Genomic DNA, 20,783 nt, shown 5'->3' on the forward strand with positions numbered 1-20,783 from the left:
ATGGCTAACCTGCTTGCCCTCTTCGTCATTGTCGCTGTAGGGTATTGGGTCATGATGATCATTTCTCGTAAAAAGCGGGAATTAGCGAATAAAGAATTCCTGCAAAAAGAACAATTTCTAAAAGAGACCCAATCCCTCCTAAAAGCTGAAACACCTTCTGTTGTATCACCCCTAAAATCGCAAACATTCCAGCCCATAGCGCATGAAGATTTCCGTCAAAAAGTGAGTACGTATTTCATGGAGCAAGGTTATTCACTAACAGAATCACCGAAAGCGAAAGGGATAGATCTAATCGGAGTAAAAGAGAAAGAGCTATTGCTTATACGAAGTGAAAATATTCTCAAAGAGGTAAAAAAACTCGATTTGCAACTATTTATTTCAGAATGCAGCGTATATATCGATCATAATCCAATGTTAAAAAGCCGATCAGTTATACGTATCTACGCTACCAACCGTCCTATTACGGAAGAAGCGCAAACTTTTGTGCGGGAAAATCCCGCATCATTACGTTTGATCGAAGATATTTAAAAATCATTAACGATCGTGCGGATTACCGTGGCCTTTGTTTCCATTTCCACGATCGTCCCGTGAATCTTTACGATCTTCTCTCAATTCTCTGCGATCCTCTTTCAGTTCACGTCGATCCTCACGAATCTCTCTGCGGTCTTCACGAATCTCTTTGCGATTGTCACGGTAATGTCGATCGATACGATCATAATGATCGCCGCCACGACGACGCTCAATCACCTCATCAGGGCTGATACGATGATAATCGGAGAGAAAGTGGACATTGACCAAATCTACAATCTCACGGTCATGTAAACGGTGTTTTTTATGATATCCATAGGCTTTACCGTATGGTGGACCGTACGCTCGACGGGTATCTACAACATAAATACTTCGAGGATCAAGCCCAAGACGAATGGTAATATCCCACCAACTCTGACCTCGTAATCGTAAATCAATGATAAATCCAACATCCCGATGCGCATGCCGTGCAAGATAATAGGCTACCCCTACCTCTTCTCGCGGAATTCGTCGTTCAACTACGATCACCTCCTGATAAGGGACACGGTAATAGTCTCCAATGGAAAGGGAAAATCCATCAATTCCTCTATCCGAACCTGAAACCCCTATATCAAAATTTGCTCCGAAAAGAAGGGTTCCGGCTAACATAAAAGCATACGCTGTTGTTTTCATAATGACTCCTTTGAGTGTAATAGGAGTATTGTAACAGTTATTTGTGTATTAATAGTGAATACTAAAGAGTTGTAGAGCGATGGATTTTAAATATTGTTGACAAAATAGCGGCCAACGCCTTCCACCAAACCATCAACCATCCAACGTTGATATTTTTCATCCGCAATGCGTGCGGATTCATCAGGATGACTTATATAACCCACTTCCAACAGTACTGCCGGCATTTGTGCACCGACCAAAACCCAAAAAGGGGCTTCACGGACACCGTTGTCGTGAACATAAGGAAACTGCTTTCTCAAACTGCCAAGCATCCCTTTTTGTAAGTCTATCGCCATTTTATTCGAAGCAATAATTTTTTCTTTGTTCAAAAAACTCAAAAAGCTGAGTTTTCCATATTGACCCATCTCTTCCATCTCTTCGGAGTTCTCGAGCGCCGCAACCCGCATGGAGCGCTCACTTCGTGTCGGTGAAAGAAAGTAGGTTTCAATTCCTTGTGCTCCGTTTGGATCAGACGTTTTAGGAATAGAATTGGCATGAACCGAGATAAAGAGATCCGCTTCTTTGTTGTTTGCAAATTTTGTACGGTCTTTGAGTTCAATAAACGTATCATTTGTCCGAGTCATATAAACGGTATAACCAAGTGCACGAAGTTTTTCACTGAGCTGGTTCGATATCTGCAAAACAACCTCTTTTTCCATAAAACCGTTTCCGATAGCTCCGCTGTCTTTTCCACCATGCCCTGGATCAATGACAATAATTTTTTTGCTTCGGTCTCTCGGAGTTACACTGATCAATGGAGGAAGTGCGGCAACCAATGGAGGTTCTTGTACCTCAGGTTTAGCAACAACAGGCGTTGCAAGAGGAGGAGTCGTTTTAGAAGTCTCTACGGAGAGATCGATATAAAGGGACGTCCCTTTAGCGATAGGTTTGATCGAAATCGCTTGATTATGTTCAATAACCAGACGTAGTGTTTTAGAATCAAACTGAGCCATCTTAATGCGATTAATACTTTGGTGTTCTAGCGTTTGAGTTTTGGAGAGCGTAGATGAATCGATATCGATAATGTATCGGAACCGCTGTTTATCGGCTTCGATGATTTTGGACATTCGAACTTCCGACGATTGTATCGGAGTATCAAAAAGAAGCTCCAGCCCTTTGTCTTTCCACTGCGCATTCAAAAGGCGGTGACGCATGGTGAGAGATATTTCATCTGTGCGCTGAATCGGTTCAAGCTTGATCATTTTTTCAGGTTCAGGGGTATTGAATTTACTCGCTACCAATGCGGGTTTGAATGTTTTGTCATAAATCACCGAAGGAACGTCTACCGAGTGTTTCGGAATTTCGGCAATAGCTTGTGTTTTTATAAGAGGCTCAGCTTTTTTGACTGACTTTTTAATCTTCGCCAAATCCGTTTGGTATTTGCTCACATCAATGCCAAGCTTTTCTCCCCCCGCAACAATCCCCTCTAAAGCTTCATTGGCTACCACACTGTTTTTATCCAACGTCGCTCGAAGATAAATGGTTTTAAACTCATTGTACCCTCGGAACTGTTCAATCTCATCACTGCTTTGAAGTGCCTTTTTGGCCGATTCCAGACGTGCATTATCGTTTGCACCCAGCAAAGTAAAAATCAATAAAGCGAGAAAAACAATACGACTCAGCACGCGCTCACTTACTCCCCGTGAGTAAGTTTTTCCATCAATTCTTTGACGGAGATGATTTTATCGATACGATATCCATTGCTTCCCGAGAAGAACAATCCAAGCTCTTTATCTCCCAAATAGGCGTCACTCAAACGGTCTGCAATACAAAACCCTACCTCTTTAGCTTCAACACCGCGATTACACGGTGCGACACAGTTAGAGATACATTTGATAGAAGGACCGGTTCGAGTATCAATAAGATCGCGTAAATGAGTACGAACGCCGCGTGCTGGATATCCGACCGGGGATTTCATTAAAGTGATATCCTCTTTTTTAGCAGCGAGGAGAACCTCTTTGAAATTCTCATGGGCATCGCACTCAAAGGTTCCGATAAAACGAGTCCCCATTTGAACACCCGCTGCACCCAATGCCATCATTGCATCAATATCGTTCTTATCCCAGATTCCACCGGCAGCAATAACCGGCATACCGCCCCATAAAGCCGCTTCTTCCACTACTGGAGCGACAAGGTTTTCGAGTTGATACTCTTCCATTGCACATTGCTCATACGTAAAACCTTGGTGTCCGCCGCTGAGAGGACCTTCAAGAATAACCGCATCAGGAAGACGGTTATAACGCTTTTGCCAACGTTTACAGATAATCGAAAGTGCTTTTGGAGAGGAGACGATCGGAACCAATGCAACATCGGGATAATCGGCTGTAAACTCAGGCATATTGGTCGGAAGACCGGCACCGGTAATAATGATATCGACTCCTGCTTCACACGCATCGGTTACCACACGGCCGTAATCGTTGATCGCATACAAAATATTGCATGCCAACGGAGCATCTCCGCAGATTTTACGGGCATTTTTAACAATTGCATGCAGCCCTTTTTTGGAATAAAAATTCTCGGCATCCAACGGACGATTAGCAATTAATTTATCCGCATGTACTTTATTTTCATAATATCCTGTTCCAACCGAACTGATTACCCCAAGCCCCCCTTCAAAAGAGACGGCTCCGGCAAGTTTATCCCAGCTGATACCGACACCCATTCCACCTTGAACGATAGGAATTTTAATGGTGTGCTTGCCGATTTGAATTGGTTTGAAGCTCATTGGGTTACCTTTAATCGCGCAAATTTTCGTTTTCCGACTTGAAGGATGTACTCACCCAGTTCAAGTTGGTATTGCTCATCGCTTAGTTTGTTTTGATCGATTTTAACAGAGCCTTGCTTAATCTCCCGACGGGCTTGAGAAGTAGATGGACTTAGAGCACAATCGACCAAAGCTTTTGCAATCCAAATCGGCCCTTGAAGAGTAAATTCATCCATTTCACTCGGAATTTCGCTCTGTGCATGAACCCGTTCAAACTCAGCTTGAGCACCCAAAGCGGCTTCGTTAGAGTGGAAACGCTCCGTAATTTCCAGAGCCAACGCCTCTTTCACTTTTTTCGGATGAAGCGAGCCGTTTTCTACTCCGGTTTTAAGCGCTTCAATCTCATCAAGGCTTTGAGTACTCAAAAGTTCATAATAACGCCACATTAATGTATCGCTAACACTGAGTATTTTTCCAAACATCTCATTCGGTTCATCCGCTACCGCAATGTAGTTCCCCAGTGATTTAGACATCTTTTGAACACCGTCAAGACCTTCTAAAATCGGCATCATGAGTACCGCTTGTTCTTTACCGATCTCATACACCCGTTGCAAATGGCGGCCCATAAGCAAGTTGAATTTCTGATCTGTTCCACCGATCTCGATGTCACTGCGCAGATGAACACTGTCATACCCTTGGAGCAACGGATATAAAAATTCGCTAATGGAGATCGAAATTCCTGCTTTGTGGCGTTTGTCAAAATCATCGCGTTCCAACATCCGTGCAACGTTATAGGTGGTAGTGAGTTCCAACATTCCCGCCGCACCGAGAGGATTAATCCAATCAGCGTTAAAAACAACCGTCGTTTTTTCAGGATCGAGAATTTTAAACACTTGAGTTTTATAGCTTTGGGCATTTTCTTGAATCTGAGCCGGAAGCAGTTTCTTTCGGGTTTCACTTTTCCCCGTTGGGTCACCGATCTGCGCCGTAAAATCACCGATCAAAAACTGAATATGCCCTCCAAATTTTTGAAACGCCGCGAGTTTTTGAAGAAGAACCGTATGTCCCAAATGCAAATCGGGTGCGGTCGGATCAAATCCTGCTTTGACCGTATAGGTTTCCCCTTTTTCAAAATAGTTTTTGAGGAGTGTTTCGAGTCGTACTTCATCGATAATTTCGGCAGTGCCGCGTCTAATTTCTCGTAATGCTGTTTGAATCATGATTTATCCTTGGCTTCGGTACGCATCATCCGTCCGAAAAAATTGTATGATTTTCCCTTTTTTCTCCAATTTGGAGCGCAGGCGATTGATATCTGCCTCAAGGGTTTGGAATTCCATTTCACAGTACTGCGTATGTTCCGATTTTTCCTTACCCAGTTCGATACTGTTGATATCCGCCCCCATTTTTGCCATATAGGTGAGCAAATCGGCGAGGACCCCTTTTGCACTTTGCATGCTTATAATAAGGTGGTAACGAAAATAATGCTGTGCCTTCCAGCGCACAAACACCATCGGCTCTCTGCGATCGATCATCCCTGCGGCATTTTTACACATTTTATGGTGAATATGGGCTTTTCCATCTTGCAAAAATGCAACAATTTCATCCCCTGTTTTTGGATGACAGCAATAATCAAATACTGCGTCACTTACGTTATTGTTAGAGTAGACTTCCAATGATGCAAACACATACGGTTTAACTCTAAAGCGATTACGGGATAAAAAGGCACTAAAGCGGTTGTTTTCACCCAATTCTTGGGTAAAACGGTTCACCGTCTCTTTGAGTAAATCGAGCTCGCTCGGGATACGATGACGCTGTTCTTCCAAATGCGTTTCACTGAACAACTCCTCAATACGAACAGGATCCATATTAAAAATAGTGCTCAAAATATTGATCCCCGATTCAGTATCAATCGCACGAATACGCTGATTGCAATTGGCCCGCATACTTGCTTTGGCTCGAGAGGTTTTAACGGCATCGATCCAACTGCATCGGTTGATTTTTTTCGATCCCGTCGTAATTTTAACGATATCGCCGTTATGCAATTCACTCAGAAGCGATGCTTTTTCTTTATTGATCAAACACCCCTCGGCACTATCACCGATCTCGGTATGTACCGCATACGCAAAATCGAGTGCCACCGCTCCGCGAGGAAGAGTAAAGGGTTTTCCTTTCGGAGAAAAAACACTGATATCTTCGCTGAAAAGATCATTTTTGATCAGTTCGTAGAACGCTTCGACCGATTCGTTTTGATACTGAAGATTATGGAGCCAATCGAGACTGATCGGGTTGTTCCCGCCACTTTTGTACTTCCAGTGTGCCGCAACACCGAGTTCTGCCGTTTTATGCATCTCGTACGTACGAATCTGCACTTCGAAAATTGCGGTCGAGTCAAATACACTCGTATGCAATGTCTGATATCCGTTCTCTTTTGGAATCGAAATATAGTCTTTAAAACGTGAAGATAGCGGCTGAAAATTCAGATGAACCAATCCTAAAACACGGTAGCAGTCAATCGGCTTTTTGACCAATATACGGATCGCCAAGAGATCAAGAATTTCATCGATACTGATCCCTTTACGCTGCATTTTAAGATAAATCGAGTAGTGGTGTTTGACACGGCTTATTATCTCAAAATCGTCTTCATTAAACCCGTTTTCCAGCATCATCTTGGTCAGTTTTTCGCAAAAATCACTCAAACGCGTATTGATAGAGCGGAAGTTCTCCTCCATATACATATCAATAGCCTGTTTTTCTTCGCTAAAAAGATACTGAAAACTCAAATCTTCCAACAAATTTTTGAGAAAAGAGATTCCTAAACGGCTCGCAATCGGGGAGTAAACAACAAGAGTTTCTTCGGCGATACGATGCTGTTTCGCTGGAGCCAAAGCCCCTAAAGTCAGCATGTTGTGAAGGCGATCGCACAACTTTACGACCAATACACGAACATCTTCGATCGATGCGATGAGCATTTTTCGAAACGACAGTGCCGAAACGACCAGTTTTTCATCAGAGTTCGACGGAATCAGCTGGGCATCACGAATCGTATCGATCTTCGTCAATCCCTCTACCAAATGGGCAACATCGTCCCCATAATCACGTGAGATTTCTTCGATCGTAATATGGGTGTCTTCCACCACGTCATGCAGCAGCGCAGCGATGACCATCGCTTCATCACCGGTCATATTGGCAACTATTGAGGCGACTAAAACCGGATGGACAATGTAGGGCTCACCGCTTTTACGAAATTGATTATGATGAGCTTGTTTTGAAAAGGTGAGTGCGTTTTGAATCGCAATAGAGGGGTTGATATGTTTATAGAGGTGTGCTACTGCACCCTCAACATCATTGATTCCGGTTACTTTTTCTATGTCGATGGTATTCAATGATGCCGCTTTAAGTGAAAATTAGTCTCGTGGTACGAAACCTTTGATAGAAATAAGCCCTTCAGCAATTTCCATCAAAGCGATATCCGCTGTTTTAGCTTTTTTAACATCCACGTTTAATTTTGTCGTCGCTCCGTTTAGAAGTTCTTCGGAGCGTTTTGCGACAGCGATAGCCAATTGGTAACGGTCGATATTAGCAGTTTCAAGTGCTTTTGCAGTGAGTTGTTCGAGTCTCATGGTTGATGTCCTTTTAGGTTTATTTTACGATAGAGCAACGTGACAAGTTACCCTGACTAATTTCGAGAAGATTGCCCGGTGTGAACATATCACATACGATGATCGGCAACTTGTTTTCTTTCGCCAATGCGATAGAGGTATCGTCCATTACTTTGATATGATCTTGTAATGCTTCCTCATATCCTAGAGCAGGAAGTTTGATCGCATCATCAAACTTCTTAGGATCTTTGTTATAAACACCGTCTACTTTGGTCGCTTTGATAATAACTTCAGCTCCAATTTCAATCGCACGAAGAGTCGCGGCAGTATCGGTAGTAAAAAACGGATTCCCGGTTCCTGCGGCGAAAATCACCACACGACCGCGTTCCAAATGACGGGTTGCACGACGGACGATAAACGCTTCGGCAATTTGTTCCATCTTGATCGCGCTTTGAACACGAACCAGCATCCCTTCATGTTCACATGCTTCTTGCATAGCGATTGCATTGATTACCGTTGCCAGCATTCCCATATAATCACCTGAAGTTCTACGGATAATTCCATCTGCTGCTGCCGTAACACCGCGAATGATATTACCGCCACCGATAACGATCCCTACTTCTATCCCTGCATCAACGAGTGTTTTAATCTCACCCGCAATAAATTTGAGAATTTTCGTATCGATACCGTGACCGTTCTCACCCGCCAATGCCTCACCGGAGAATTTTACCAAAACACGTTTATAGCCCATACAACTCCCTACAAAGCATCTCAGATGTGCCCTTTAAATTACGCGTATTATACTTTATTGTCGCTTTAAGGTTGCTTTGATTACACTAAGCAAATCATAAGAGAAGGAAAAATAGGGGTGAAGGTGTTCGATACGATTAGAGCATGGTTAAGTCCAACCCGGATGCATCGCGCACCACAGTATGGACGAGGGACGCATGCTCTCCCTAATCACAATGAAAAAGAGCTGTTTGATCGGGCGTCTGAAGCGTTTATTCAGGGTGATATTTTGAGCGGATATACATTTTTTCTCTCTTCCTTGATCCACCAAAATGATCCTTTTTCCATACCGCACCTAAGTATTGAGCGTACCGATGAAATGATCCGTTTTAGCCTTTATCAAGGATATGCACTGATCAAAGGAACCGTTACTCCGACCTCGCTGGAAGCGTATGCCGATATTGCTCTGAGCGAGAAACTGCATGTAGCGATTAAACGCCGTTTTTTAGAACGTGATTTTCAACTTACTTACTGCCGTTTTAGTCACAGCGAGGGGATCATAAAACTCTCCATTCGTCTCGACAATGGTACAATCACTCCCCAAAAAATCTTTTTTCCGCTTCGAGAAATTGCCTTGAATGCCGATTTTGAAAAAGAGTTTATTGCCGGTGAATTTGATGAGTCCGCACTGTTGGACACCGAACATCTCCTCCCGATCTCGCAGAATAGAATCAAATCGAATTATACTTTTATGCACCAGTGGATCAAAGAAACAAGACAAAGTCTGATAGGTCTTTTATCGAATGATAATACGGGCATGGTCTCCTTTAGCTATCTTGCCTTATTGCTTCAAATCGATTATCTCTTCCTCCCTCATAAAAAAATGGCCAAAAATATCAGTGAAAGAATAAACGGCTACTTTATGGATGATGAGAAGCTGACCGAAGATAAAAATGCTGATTTGGAACAATATTTGAGCGAGCTTGAATCAATGGATATTGAATCTTTCACAACCCAGTTTTACCATTGTGCCTACACCTTTTCCCCGTTCGATCAAGCGATGCACGATGAGATTGCCGCCTTTATAGACGAATCGCTAAACAAAGTCCGCTGGTACAAAAATAACCGATCCAACTACGTTATAACCGTCATTTATCGTTATATCTCCCTCTATATTCTCTACAACTACGGTCTGCACCCCTCACTGCGTGCACTGTTTCATTTGCATGTCGAAATCTACGCCTCTGATTTTTTCAAAACTGCAGGAGAAACGCCGTTGTACGATCCGCGTACCCAAACGTTCAAACAAAATCTGATTGCGCAACGTGTCCGTGAATCGATAGAGCCGTATGCCGACCGCTACAAAGGGCTTCAGAGTTTTGCCGAACATCTCAATTACAGTGATTTAAACCATTTCAGCCAAAGTTTTTATCTCCAAATCAAAAATCTCGATTATACGGAAGTGTAAATGTGAACAGTGCCACCCAAAAAATGGTCGAACAAACGATCGAGAGTATCGTCCAAATTACCAATCCTTACGGAAGCGGAAGCGGATTTCTCATTGACGGTCTTATCATCACCAATTCCCACGTAGTAAGCGGTCTTAAAGAGGTGCTTATCAGTACCAAAACACTCCCGAAAACAATCGGAACCGTTATCTATGACGATCCCGCTTTCGATTTGGCCTTTATCCGATCCCCAATCCTGATTGAGCATAAAAATCCGTTGATCCTCTCCTCGCAAAGTGTACAAGATGGAGACAACGTTATCGCCATCGGGCACCCCTATGGTCTCAACTACTCCACAACCGAGGGGATTGTGTCCAAAGCTACAAGGCTGCAAGGAGAAGTGGAATACATCCAATTTGACGCGGCGATTAATCCCGGAAACAGCGGTGGACCGCTTCTGAATGAATCAGCAGAGGTGATCGGAGTCAATACGTTTATCATCCAAAATTCGAACAATTTGGGATTTGCCCTCCCCGCATATACCCTCAAAGAAGCCCTCAATCAGTTTAATGCTCTAAAAACCGAAGATGTTATTCGATGCGGTTCGTGCAAAAATTTGATCCATGAAACCTCTATCAAAAATGATTATTGCCCTAAATGCGGCACAAAACTCGAAGTAGCCAAACGCCGACGCGAAGGGTATAAACCCTCCGGTGTCGTAGCGTTGATTGAGAAGATTCTGAAAGCTTTGGAGATCAATGTTACACTTGCTCGACGGAGTCAAAGAAGCTGGCGATTTGAGATGGGGACTACCCGAATCGATATCAACTACTACGATAACGGAATCATCATCGCCGATTCAGCCCTCTGCCGTATCCCGCAGGAAAATATCGAAGAGCTATACGATTTTTTACTCTCTGAGAACAGTGTTCTAGAGCGGCTCCAATTCTCGATCAACGAAAATACGGTCTATCTCTCCTACATCATCGTCGATTCTTCTTTGAGCGAAGAATACGGCACTGCTGCATTACGCAAACTTTTTGACAATGCACCCCGATATCAAGCTCTATTGCTTAGTCAGTTTAAAGCGCTGGAACCGAAGTTTGATGAGTTTGAATAAGCCAATTATGCCTCGAATGAGGCAAGCTTTAGTGCCAAAGCGGCAAGCGTAGCTAATGGGATTTTATTTCATTTGCGTTCTGAATCAACATGGAAACTGCCTCTTTTTGAGGGAAATCGGCCCCCATGCTGATGATAAAGGACGATGCTTCCTGAAGACTCAAAGAGGTTTTTTTAATCAGTGATTCATCCACTAGTACTGTATAACCGCTCGTAGGATTGGGAGAAGTCGGGATAAATACGACACAAATATTTTCGTGTCGATTCAGTAAATAAGCCGGTACCCATAACCCCTCTTTGGGATACTCGACCAACACCACCTCTTTTTTTGTCCCGTCTTCTCCGCCGCTTAGCATTGCCGCGAGTTTTTTAGAAACCGAATAGACAGAACGAATAGCGGGGATTTTCTCAAAGGTACTGTCAATCATCGAGACAAAAATAGAGCGTCCGTATTTCTCGATCGAAAACCCAAGTAGTGCAAAAATGGCGATAACACCTGCCATCAGCGCCAATGTCACCCCAAAAGAATTCGTGTAATCATGAAGTGAAGAATAAGCACTTACCCCAAGGTTTTTCAAATAATTAACCACAACGATGACCAAAATCAGGGGAAAAAGAGACAATGCCCCGACAAAAATATAACGAAGTAAAAATCTGATTTTTGTAGCCATTGAGTAAAACCTTTTTATTATAACAAATTGCGCAATTATAGAATACTTTTTGAAACACTTTACTACAATAACACAACTAGAGGAGAGACCATGCAGCCATTTGCCGATTTTAAACTGAATTTAGAGACTTTTATCTCTGATCTGAATGCCCTTATCGAAATTAACCACAAAACTATTACCGATTTGTTAGCCACACCCAACAAAACCTATGCCAACTTTGTCCGTCCCTTTGATCTAATGGAAGAAGATTTAGAGCTTTTGTTTACTCCGTTATCCCATATTAACGCCGTTAAAAACTCCGAAGAATCTCAAAAAGTGTACGCCGATGCCCTCCCTATTCTCACCGATTACTCGACTTTTGTCGGACAAAATCTTGAGATCTACGAAGCATTTAAAGCTGTCAAAACCAACGAATACGATTCATTGAATACCGAACAATGCCGTATTCTGGATCTCAACATCCTCCATTTTGAACTCGCGGGAGCCCATCTGGATGAAATGTCAAAACAACGGCTATCGGAAATCAATCTTCGAAAAAGCACCCTCACCAACGACTTTTCGCAAAATGTCCTGGACGCTACCAACGCTTATGAGAAAATCATTACCAATGAAATCGATGTCGAAGGGATTCCCGAAAGCGATTTGGAAAATGCCCGTTTCGAAGAAGATGGTATCACAAAATACCGTTTTACTCTACAAATGCCATCCTACATCGCCTACATGACCTATGGTCCGAACCGAAGTATCCGTGAGGAGATATATCGTGCCTACACCACCCGAGCGCCTCAAAACGGAGCTATCATCGATGAACTGATGCGTCTGCGTCAAGAGAGTGCCGTACTTCTAGGCTTTGAAAATTACGCCGAATATTCCCTCGCTTCCAAAATGGCACCGAGTACGGAAAGCGTTTTAAAATTTCTGGATGAACTTATCGAAGCTTCTCGTAAACAAGGGATGCGTGAACTCGAAGAGCTTCGTGCCATCGCTCCAAATATCGACCTGCAAAGTTATGACAGCGCCTACTATGGAGAAATCCTCAAAAAAGACCAATACGATATCGACGAAGAGGAATATCGTCCCTACTTCGAACAACACAGCGTGATGGAGGGGATGTTTACGTTTTTGTATGAGCTCTTTGGTATTCAATTTGTCCGCCAAAACATTGATCTTTGGGATGAAAAAGCAAGCGTTTATGACATCTATGAGGATGAAAAACTCACTGCGCGTGTCTACTTCGATCTCGAAGCCCGTAAAAACAAACGAGGCGGTGCTTGGATGCACAATTTCCAAACCCATTGCGAAGATACGGCAGGGTGTACTCATCTCTCCAGTGCCTTTGTCGTCTGTAACTTTCCCCCATCCTCGGAGAGTTCACCCTCATTGCTTCGACACGATGATGTCGTCACCCTCTTTCATGAGATGGGACATACCATTCACCATTTGCTCAGTCGTGTAAAAGAGCACGGCGTAAGCGGCGTGAACGGTGTCGAGTGGGATGCGGTAGAATTCCCATCCCAATTTTTGGAAAACTTCGCTTATGAGCCAAAAGTGCTAAAACTTTTCGCCAAACATTTTGAGAGCGCAGAGGTGTTAAGCGATGAAATGATTGCCAAACTGATCCGTGCCAAAAATTTCCAAAGCGGTATGTTTATGCTTCGACAAATCGAGTTTTCTCTCTTTGATTTCGAGCTTCACTCTAAACTCTATCAAGGCGATGAGCTTCAGAACCTTTTAGATTCGATCCGTGAGCGTACTGCTTTGATTAAGCCGCCTGCTTACAATAAATTTCAAAATGGATTTAGCCACATTTTCAGCGGCGGGTACAGTGCAGGATATTACAGCTATAAGTGGGCAGAAGTATTGAGTGCCGATGCCTATTATGCTATCGTTGATGAGGGTGTATTTGGCTCTGAACTTGCTCGTAAATACAAAGAGATCGTTTTAGCCAAAGGTGGATCACAGAGTATGCAGGAGCTGTTTGTGGAGATGATGGGACGAGAATGTGAATCTAAAAATCTCCTCCGTCTTAGCGGGATCGAATAAATGCGTATTGCGTTGATTTTGGGATTACTAATCTCATTTTTGGGAGGGGTGGAAGTGAAAATTGCAAGCTATAACGTCGAAAACCTTTTTGATATGAACCGTGATGGCAACGAATATGAAGAGTATATCCCCAACGGCGATTGGGGGTGGACTGAGACAATGTATAAGATTAAGCTCAACAATACCGCTGCTGTTATCCGTGGAATCAATGCCGATATTATCGGTTTGCAGGAGATTGAATCTGAAACTGCCCTCAAAGCCCTCAAGACCGAGCTCAAACGCCAAGGGCTCTATTATCGATATTATGTATTTGCACGAAATAAAAACTCTTCGGTCAATACCGCATTACTGAGCCGATACCCCATCCAAAGTGGACTTAGACATCCAATCACGTATAATGGACGTTATCGTGATATTCTCGAAGCAAAAATCGATATCAACGGTCAATCTTTACGGGTATTTGTCAATCACTGGAAATCGAAAAGCGGTCCTGAAAGTAAGCGAATCCTAAGTGCCAAACGTCTATCTCAGCGCTTGGCTGAGCTCTCAGAAAATGAACCGTACGTACTGTTGGGGGACTTTAATTCCCACTATGAAGAGTATAAAACCTTCCTCAAAAGCCGTAAGCACAATGATACAGAAGGTATTACAGGGATCAATCATATCCTGCATACCATTGATGATGAGGGGAATCCAATCACGTATGCATCACTTAAAGAAAACAATGAACACCTCTACAACCTTTGGTATGAAGTGAGTCCTGAGAAACGATGGAGTCATCAGTATCGAGGAAAAGGGGAAGGATTGGATAATATCATTATCTCTCCCGCACTTGCCGATGGAGAGGGACTAGAATACGTTCGGGGAAGTTTTAACCGATATGATCCCGATTTTTTGTTTTACAAAGGAAAAGTATACCGCTGGCAACAAAGTCGTAAGCATCCCAAACACCATTTAGGTGAAGGATATTCCGATCACCTTCCAATTTATGCCCTGTTTCGAATGTAATGCAGATTGGCTATAATGACCAAATGGAACCAAGCAAACTAACCCAATATTTATGCTATCAGCTCTATCATGCACGAGTGCTTCTCCATTCGCTCCACTACAGTGCGAAAGAGGAGGAAATCCATGAATTCCGAGTCACCCTTCGCCGGATCCGCTCACTCGTTAAACTCTTTTTAGTCGGGTCACTCCCTTTTCCAAAACCGCTCAAGGCCGCCATGCAAGAGAGCAATTCGATTCGCGAGCTCGATGTACTTATCCGTTCGCTCTCACGCTCCAAATATCCTAAACTTTACAAATATCTCTTCAAACTCCGAAAAGAGCGGGTTAAAACCCTTTTTACACCCAAGTATAGAGATAAAACACTCGCACTGATTGATGATTATTCACATCTTCTTTCTCACAGTAATCCTGATTTTCTCTCCGAAATTCTGATACAAAAAGTGCTTACCCACTACCAACATTGCTTAGATTCCTATCTAGCCCTTGAAAACGATGCCGATTCTAAAACACTTCATCGTCTACGCATTGAGTTCAAAGATGCTCGTTACGGTTTTGAATTTTTGGAGATTTCAGATCTGCATCACTGCAAAGAAGTTATCGCTCATTGTAAACAGCTCCAAAATACTTTAGGAGCGATTCAAGACACCGTCAATCAAATCGATCTGCTCAAAAAAATCTATCAACAATACCCTTTATCGGAAACAAAAGAGCTTTTGCAAAAACAAAAAAAAGTACTTCAAAAACTCAAAGACACCACTCGATCGGAGTTATCTTCATCGATATAAGGTAATCATTCGTTTGACTAAACGGCTTCGACCCGAAAAACCCTCGATACGATGAAAGGGGTGAGGGATGGGGTGCTTTGAGGATCAGGTGTTTAGTTCCGTCTATCAATGAAGCTTTCTTCCCCGCCGGAGCGCCCCAGAGGATAAAGATAATATGCTCACGCTGTTCACTGAGTGTTTTAATCACTTGATCACTAAACCGTTCCCATCCACGCTCTTTATGGGAAAACGGCTCTCCGGAACGGACGGTGAGAAGGGTGTTCAGTAGCAATACACCTTCCTGCGCCCAGTGGCTCAAATCACCGCTTTTAGGATAATCACACCCGATATCAGATACCAGCTCTTTAAAAATATTTTGGAGCGATGGGGGAAGCGCTACACCGTGTTGTACCGAAAATGATAAACCGTGTGCCTGACCTGCTCCGTGATAAGGATCTTGCCCTAAGATGACGACTTTGACCTTTTCAAACGGGGTGGAGTTAAATGCATTAAAAATATGGCTTCCATGGGGAAAAATTGTATAATTTTTCTTCTCTTCGACCAAAAAAGCTTTGAGTTCTTCCATATAGGGATGGGTAAATTCAGCCTTTAATGCCTCTTTCCAACTTTCATGAATAACCGGAGAAACACTCATCGGGCTACTTTAAAATATCATCGTCAAAAATAACCATTTCATAAATACTACGTTTGGTTACAAGCGATTTTTCGGGAGGTACACCGCTGGAATTTCGCATACGAGAGATTTCAGCACGAAGTTCGATCATCTCTTGCTCCATCGCCTCCATTTTTTCTTTAAGACGCATCACCACATCGACACCGGCAAGATTTACTCCCACTTCACGGGTAAGACGCAAAATCATTTTAATTTTCTCAATATCCCGCTGAGAATAAAGACGGATACGCCCGTCCGAACGCGAAGGTGCGATTAGATTTTCCCGCTCATATTGACGAAGGGTTTGTGGATGAATATCCAAAATTTTGGCAACAATACTGATCATATAAACCGGTTCGTCAAAATGGTGCATCTCTTACTCCTGTGGAAGTGATTTTTTCATCACATCGACTAAATCAGAATCCAGTTTCTCAACAGCAGGCAATACAATATTCGCTTTGAGATACAAATCACCGCGAACGGAGGTTTGTCGGTTCATCACCCCCATCTCTTTGAGACGGAAACGTTGGCCGTTTTTGGTGTTTTCAGGCACCTTTAGCGTCACCTCTTTTTCCAGTGTTTGAATAGCCACTTTGCCGCCGAAGAGTGCGGCATAGAGAGGAACATTAAACGTTTTGACGAGGTTGTCTCCCTCACGCTCATATTCAGGGTTAGCGGCCACATCGATTCGTAAATACAAATCACCCGCTTGATTTCCGGCACGTTTCCCTTTGCCTCGAACACGAAGTTTTTCACCGCTTTTTATCCCGGCAGGAATTTTAATGTCAAAACTCTCCCCCGAGAGGCTGATCGAGTGTTTTCCACCCAATACCGCAACGGCAAACGGAACGGTAACATTAGCATCGATATCGAGGTTCATCCCTCCGCCAAAACCACCGCCGAAGCCTGATCCGCCTCCGAAGCCGCCGAAACCGCCCCCGCCGAATCCGCCAGAACCTCCGCCACCGAACATACTGCGTAAAATTTCATCCAAATCGACATTTCCACCCTGACCACGGGCAAAATCATGGAAATTCTGACCGCCGAACATCGAATCCCCGTACTGATCGTATTTTGCCCGTTTCTCTTTGTCACTAAGCACTTCATACGCCGCATTGATCTCTTTAAATTTCTCTTCGGCTGCGGGATCTTTGTTCACATCCGGGTGATATTGGCGCGCCAGTTTTCGATACGCTTTTTTGATCTCCGCTTCGCTGGCTCCGGGGGCTATTTCGAGAGTAGTGTATAAACTTTTTGACATAGTTGTATCCTATTAAAATTATCGTTAAATATTTTACAAAATTATAGCACTAAGTTTGAGTCAATGTCAATCAAGGTTAAAAAGAAGAACTCGTAAAACAGGGGAATAAGAAGTTTTTAGAATTGCGCCTGGAAGACGCAACTATTCTTAGTGAAGGAAGTGACGAACTCCGGTGAAGTAAAGTGCCATACCGTGTTCATCAGCGGCGGCAATGACCTCTTCATCACGTACCGAACCGCCCGGCTGAATAACCGTTTTAACACCCGCACCCGCCGCCGCGTCGATAGAATCACGGAATGGGAAGAATGCTTCAGACGCCAATGCAGAACCGCTGACATCCAGACCCATCTCTTCAGCTTTGCGCAATGCACAGCGCGCCGCATCGACACGTGAGGTCATCCCCATACCGACCGCTACCATCGCCGCATCTTTGACGTAGACAACACAGTTTGATTTAGTGAGGGAAGCGACCTTATAAGCGATTTCCGCATCTCTCAAAGCGGCATCACTCGCAACGTGTTTGGTGACGAGCGCAGCATTAGCAACTTCCTCGTGAGTTACACGGTCAGCGTCTTGGAATACGAATCCGCCGTCGATGTGTTTGAAATCGATCGCGTCGTTGCTAAGAGCAATACGATCACTTCCGTATTCGAAAAGTTTGAGACGTTTTTTCGGCTCGAACACGGCGCGTGCTTCCTCATCGATACGTCCGGCAATAATCACTTCGAGGAACATCTCGTTCATTTTCTCGGCAAGCTCTTTGGTCACGACACCGTTTACCGCAACGACACCGCCGAACGCGGAGATTGGATCACATTTGAGCGCTTCAGTGTATGCATCGAGGAGATTTTCACGAATCGCGAAACCACACGGATTACCGTGTTTGACGATACAGATTGCATTCTCATCCCCAAATGCCGCCGCGATTTTCACCGCACCGCTGATGTCGGTGAGGTTGTTGAAACTCGCTTCCCCTTTGAGGGTTTTAAAGTTTTTGCTGAAGAAAGTGTCAAACTCATATAAACCGCCCTTTTGGTGCGGGTTTTCGCCGTAACGGGTATCCATTACCTTATTGCCGACGATGAACTGTTTAGAGCCCATACAGTTGTTGAACCGTTTGTTCATGTAGTTGGCGATCATAGAATCATACGCCGCAGTGTGCTCATACGCTTTAATCATCAGATCACGGCGGAACTCCATTGTGTTTTCACCGTTAGCAATTGCATTGAGAACGAGGGAATAATCCGATGGATCGGTAAGGATGATAACGCTGTCAAAGTTTTTCGCCGCAGAGCGAACCATCGCAGGGCCGCCGATGTCGATGTTTTCGATGATCTCTTCGAAATCATCGGTTTTCTCAATCGTCGCTTTAAACGGATAGAGGTTGACACATACCAAATCAATCGCTTCAACACCGAGTTCTACCGCTTGGTCGAGGTGAGATTGTTTGTCGCGTCGGTGTAAAATCCCGCCGTGGATGTACGGATTGAGAGTTTTAACACGCCCTTCAAAACACTCAGGGAATTTAGTCACTTCATCGATCTCGATGGCACTCACACCCGCATCCGTGAGCATTTTGTATGTTCCGCCCGTAGAGATAATCTGATAATCCAAACCGATAAGAGATTTGGCAAACTCAACGATGTTGCTTTTATCGCTGACACTGAGCAATGCACGCTTCATGCAGTTCCTTTGATTGGGTCGTATGCCCATAAATTAATGGTGGAATTGTAACAAAAAGTGCTTTAGGGGAAGGTAAATCGCTTCGTTTGAGAGAATGACGAACCTCTTATTACGACTAAAAACGGCCATTATTTCGTTTCGTATTCGTAATAAAACGTCTATATACTTCTGCAAAGTCGCACCTTTCATACCGATTTTACAAAGGAAAACAATGGGATTAATGACAAAGTTTATGCCGGAAGTACTCGAAAACACAAGCGTAAACGATAAGGTAAACTATTTAGTCAAGCTAACGCAACTGCTTGCCATAAGTGCTATTATTGCCGGTATCATCGGGATGCTTATCTCCAATTTTTCCATTCGGGCGCTCAATGAAAATGCTCTGGAGCCTCTGGGTCACCTGCGATTAATCAAAGAATCCTACGAACAAAAAGTACTGGTTACGGCTCAAAACATCGCTCACGGTGAAGTCACGGATTACACACAGGCGTACACCACGCTCAACCGTGAAAAAGAGAGTATCGTGACCGAGTGGAACGCCTATAAAAACGGTCATTTAACCGAAGAGGAAACGGCATTATTACCCGATACCGAAAAATATTTTAATTTATCTGTCCGAAGTTTGGATAATTTGATTCTCCTCGTCAAAGAGAAAAAGTTGATGGATATCATCGCCTGGACGACGGATGATGCCCCCTACACCATTATCGAGCTGACCCCTTTGCTCAATAAGCTCATGCAGGTACAAATTCTCAACGCCCAAAATATTTATTCCACCACGCAAATTCAGTTTTTTGCCATTTTGGCACTCGTTATTCTCATCAGTATTGCCGGCGCAATCTATGTGGCAAAGATGGTTAAAAGGGTGGTTTCCGACATTACGCACCCCTTTGGCGAACTCTTGTCCCAATCCAAAGCGTTGGCAAACCAAAAATTTGACGAACCGTTTGTGTGGAAACGTACCGATGAGATAGGACAAGTCGGAAAAAGTTTTGAACTCTCCCGACAAGCACTCCATCACTCATTTCAACTGATCCAAGATAATAATAAAGAATTAGAGCAGATCAATACATTGGTTCGCAGCAGCATTAATTACGCCAGCCGTATTCAGCGTTCCTTTTTGCCGGAGCCGGATATGCTCGATCGTTTTACCAATGACGCTTTTGTTATTTGGAAACCGAAAGACGTTATCGGCGGAGACTGCTATTGGATCGATAAAACCGACAAAGGGTTCTTTGTTGCCATCATCGATTGTACGGGACATGGTGTTCCGGGTGCCTTAATGACTTTTGTCGTGATTTCGATTCTTGACCGGTTGCTGTCTCAACAAAGACACCTGGACGATCCTGCCGCACTCTTAAGCCAAATGAACCGTCTGGTAAAAGAGACCTTAGGGCAATACGATGAAACAAGCGAATCCAATGATGGGATGGACGGAGCATTTTGTTACGTCGATCTTGAAAATAAACAATTAACCTTCGCCGGAGCCAATACGCCGCTTCTGTATGTTGAGGACAATCACATGCATCATGTCAAACCCGATAAACACAGTATCGGCTATGTTCACAGTGATCTGGATCTGACCTTTACCAATCAGACGTTACAACTCAAAGAGGGGATGCATTTTTATCTCACAACCGATGGAATCATTGACCAGATCGGCGGCAGTAAACGAATTGCGTTCGGTAAAAAACGGCTTATGGAAATTATTTTTGACAACCATCAAAAACCGATGCACGAACAACAAGCCATCATTTTAGAAAAATACAACCATTACAAGGGAGACGAATCACAGCGCGATGACAATACGATGATTGCTTTTCAAATCTAAATTTTAATTAC

Annotated in this window: 19 protein-coding genes; 7 read left to right on the forward strand and 12 right to left on the reverse strand. The window is 43.6% G+C overall.

Annotated features, from left to right (window positions below; all coding sequences use genetic code 11):
- On the forward strand, positions 1 to 528 hold the full coding sequence (locus B649_RS08935; RefSeq protein WP_015654199.1) for a hypothetical protein: 528 nt from the start codon (positions 1 to 3) through the stop codon (positions 526 to 528).
- A gap of 6 nt (positions 529 to 534) precedes the next feature.
- On the opposite strand, the gene B649_RS08940 is transcribed toward B649_RS08935, so the two are convergent.
- From B649_RS08940 to pyrH, 7 genes are all read right to left on the reverse strand, one after another.
- Complete coding sequence (locus B649_RS08940) at positions 535 to 1,200, reverse strand: hypothetical protein (RefSeq protein ID WP_015654200.1); 666 nt, start codon at positions 1,198 to 1,200, stop codon at positions 535 to 537.
- A gap of 86 nt (positions 1,201 to 1,286) precedes the next feature.
- Positions 1,287 to 2,864: an N-acetylmuramoyl-L-alanine amidase gene (locus B649_RS08945; protein WP_015654201.1), complete on the reverse strand. Its 1,578-nt coding sequence runs from the start codon at positions 2,862 to 2,864 to the stop codon at positions 1,287 to 1,289.
- Positions 2,865 to 2,872: 8 nt separating this feature from the next.
- Positions 2,873 to 3,964, reverse strand: coding sequence for a nitronate monooxygenase family protein (locus B649_RS08950; protein ID WP_015654202.1), 1,092 nt, complete (start codon positions 3,962 to 3,964; stop codon positions 2,873 to 2,875).
- Positions 3,961 to 5,163 (reverse strand): tyrosine--tRNA ligase, encoded by a 1,203-nt coding sequence (tyrS, locus tag B649_RS08955; protein ID WP_015654203.1) that lies wholly within the window; start codon positions 5,161 to 5,163, stop codon positions 3,961 to 3,963. Before tyrS ends, B649_RS08950 begins: the two co-directional genes overlap by 4 nt.
- A 3-nt stretch (positions 5,164 to 5,166) precedes the next feature.
- Complete coding sequence (locus tag B649_RS08960; protein ID WP_015654204.1) at positions 5,167 to 7,326, reverse strand: RelA/SpoT family protein; 2,160 nt, start codon at positions 7,324 to 7,326, stop codon at positions 5,167 to 5,169.
- 21 nt (positions 7,327 to 7,347) lie between these two features.
- Positions 7,348 to 7,563, reverse strand: coding sequence for a DNA-directed RNA polymerase subunit omega (locus tag B649_RS08965; RefSeq protein ID WP_015654205.1), 216 nt, complete (start codon positions 7,561 to 7,563; stop codon positions 7,348 to 7,350).
- Positions 7,564 to 7,582: 19 nt separating this feature from the next.
- Positions 7,583 to 8,293, reverse strand: coding sequence for a UMP kinase (gene pyrH / locus B649_RS08970; RefSeq protein WP_015654206.1), 711 nt, complete (start codon positions 8,291 to 8,293; stop codon positions 7,583 to 7,585).
- Positions 8,294 to 8,416: 123 nt separating this feature from the next.
- Between pyrH and B649_RS08975 the strand changes: the two genes are divergently transcribed.
- Both B649_RS08975 and B649_RS08980 read left to right on the forward strand, forming a co-directional pair.
- On the forward strand, positions 8,417 to 9,739 hold the full coding sequence (locus B649_RS08975) for a hypothetical protein (protein WP_041192434.1): 1,323 nt from the start codon (positions 8,417 to 8,419) through the stop codon (positions 9,737 to 9,739).
- Between the two features lie 2 nt (positions 9,740 to 9,741).
- Positions 9,742 to 10,839: a trypsin-like peptidase domain-containing protein gene (locus tag B649_RS08980; protein ID WP_015654208.1), complete on the forward strand. Its 1,098-nt coding sequence runs from the start codon at positions 9,742 to 9,744 to the stop codon at positions 10,837 to 10,839.
- A gap of 52 nt (positions 10,840 to 10,891) precedes the next feature.
- On the opposite strand, the gene B649_RS08985 is transcribed toward B649_RS08980, so the two are convergent.
- Positions 10,892 to 11,509, reverse strand: coding sequence for a DUF502 domain-containing protein (locus B649_RS08985; RefSeq protein ID WP_015654209.1), 618 nt, complete (start codon positions 11,507 to 11,509; stop codon positions 10,892 to 10,894).
- Positions 11,510 to 11,599: 90 nt separating this feature from the next.
- Between B649_RS08985 and B649_RS08990 the strand changes: the two genes are divergently transcribed.
- From B649_RS08990 to B649_RS09000, 3 genes are read left to right on the forward strand one after another with little or no spacing between them, the layout of a single operon-like run.
- Positions 11,600 to 13,552 carry a M3 family metallopeptidase gene (locus B649_RS08990; RefSeq protein WP_015654210.1) on the forward strand — a complete coding sequence of 651 codons (1,953 nt, stop codon included), beginning with the start codon at positions 11,600 to 11,602 and terminating at the stop codon, positions 13,550 to 13,552.
- Positions 13,553 to 14,560: an endonuclease/exonuclease/phosphatase family protein gene (locus B649_RS08995; protein WP_015654211.1), complete on the forward strand. Its 1,008-nt coding sequence runs from the start codon at positions 13,553 to 13,555 to the stop codon at positions 14,558 to 14,560.
- Positions 14,561 to 14,583: 23 nt separating this feature from the next.
- On the forward strand, positions 14,584 to 15,345 hold the full coding sequence (locus B649_RS09000) for a CHAD domain-containing protein (RefSeq protein WP_015654212.1): 762 nt from the start codon (positions 14,584 to 14,586) through the stop codon (positions 15,343 to 15,345).
- On the opposite strand, the gene ung is transcribed toward B649_RS09000, so the two are convergent.
- From ung to purH, 4 genes are all read right to left on the reverse strand, one after another.
- Entirely contained in the window at positions 15,305 to 15,979 is a 675-nt protein-coding gene (gene ung / locus B649_RS09005; RefSeq protein ID WP_015654213.1) for a uracil-DNA glycosylase, read from the reverse strand. The two genes, B649_RS09000 and ung, sit on opposite strands and share 41 nt — an antisense overlap.
- Before the next feature lie 4 nt (positions 15,980 to 15,983).
- A complete protein-coding gene (locus tag B649_RS09010) occupies positions 15,984 to 16,370 on the reverse strand; it encodes a helix-turn-helix transcriptional regulator (protein ID WP_015654214.1) in 387 nt (128 codons plus the stop codon).
- 3 nt (positions 16,371 to 16,373) lie between these two features.
- A complete protein-coding gene (locus tag B649_RS09015; RefSeq protein ID WP_015654215.1) occupies positions 16,374 to 17,258 on the reverse strand; it encodes a DnaJ C-terminal domain-containing protein in 885 nt (294 codons plus the stop codon).
- A 147-nt stretch (positions 17,259 to 17,405) separates the two neighbouring features.
- The gene (purH, locus tag B649_RS09020; protein ID WP_015654216.1) at positions 17,406 to 18,941 is read right to left on the reverse strand and encodes a bifunctional phosphoribosylaminoimidazolecarboxamide formyltransferase/IMP cyclohydrolase; all 1,536 of its coding nucleotides are present in this window, start codon (positions 18,939 to 18,941) and stop codon (positions 17,406 to 17,408) included.
- A 211-nt stretch (positions 18,942 to 19,152) separates the two neighbouring features.
- Here purH and B649_RS12300 point away from each other — a divergent pair, with 211 nt between their 5' ends.
- Entirely contained in the window at positions 19,153 to 20,772 is a 1,620-nt protein-coding gene (locus tag B649_RS12300; RefSeq protein ID WP_015654217.1) for a SpoIIE family protein phosphatase, read from the forward strand.
- Positions 20,773 to 20,783: the final 11 nt, after the last annotated feature.

The organism is Candidatus Sulfuricurvum sp. RIFRC-1 (assembly GCF_000310245.1).
Taxonomy (GTDB): Bacteria; Campylobacterota; Campylobacteria; order Campylobacterales; family Sulfurimonadaceae; genus Sulfuricurvum.

What these genes read in the sequence shown, in the direction of transcription:
- B649_RS08935 (WP_015654199.1), top strand. Translation starts at nt 1, where the DNA reads ATGGCTAACCTGCTTGCCCTCTTCGTCATTGTCGCTGTAGGGTATTGG.
- B649_RS08940 (WP_015654200.1), bottom strand. Translation starts at nt 1,200, where the DNA reads ATGAAAACAACAGCGTATGCTTTTATGTTAGCCGGAACCCTTCTTTTC.
- B649_RS08950 (WP_015654202.1), bottom strand. Translation starts at nt 3,964, where the DNA reads ATGAGCTTCAAACCAATTCAAATCGGCAAGCACACCATTAAAATTCCT.
- tyrS (WP_015654203.1), bottom strand. Translation starts at nt 5,163, where the DNA reads ATGATTCAAACAGCATTACGAGAAATTAGACGCGGCACTGCCGAAATT.
- B649_RS08965 (WP_015654205.1), bottom strand. Translation starts at nt 7,563, where the DNA reads ATGAGACTCGAACAACTCACTGCAAAAGCACTTGAAACTGCTAATATC.
- pyrH (WP_015654206.1), bottom strand. Translation starts at nt 8,293, where the DNA reads ATGGGCTATAAACGTGTTTTGGTAAAATTCTCCGGTGAGGCATTGGCG.
- B649_RS08985 (WP_015654209.1), bottom strand. Translation starts at nt 11,509, where the DNA reads ATGGCTACAAAAATCAGATTTTTACTTCGTTATATTTTTGTCGGGGCA.
- B649_RS08990 (WP_015654210.1), top strand. Translation starts at nt 11,600, where the DNA reads ATGCAGCCATTTGCCGATTTTAAACTGAATTTAGAGACTTTTATCTCT.
- B649_RS08995 (WP_015654211.1), top strand. Translation starts at nt 13,553, where the DNA reads ATGCGTATTGCGTTGATTTTGGGATTACTAATCTCATTTTTGGGAGGG.
- B649_RS09000 (WP_015654212.1), top strand. Translation starts at nt 14,584, where the DNA reads ATGGAACCAAGCAAACTAACCCAATATTTATGCTATCAGCTCTATCAT.
- ung (WP_015654213.1), bottom strand. Translation starts at nt 15,979, where the DNA reads ATGAGTGTTTCTCCGGTTATTCATGAAAGTTGGAAAGAGGCATTAAAG.
- B649_RS09010 (WP_015654214.1), bottom strand. Translation starts at nt 16,370, where the DNA reads ATGCACCATTTTGACGAACCGGTTTATATGATCAGTATTGTTGCCAAA.
- B649_RS09015 (WP_015654215.1), bottom strand. Translation starts at nt 17,258, where the DNA reads ATGTCAAAAAGTTTATACACTACTCTCGAAATAGCCCCCGGAGCCAGC.
- purH (WP_015654216.1), bottom strand. Translation starts at nt 18,941, where the DNA reads ATGAAGCGTGCATTGCTCAGTGTCAGCGATAAAAGCAACATCGTTGAG.
- B649_RS12300 (WP_015654217.1), top strand. Translation starts at nt 19,153, where the DNA reads ATGGGATTAATGACAAAGTTTATGCCGGAAGTACTCGAAAACACAAGC.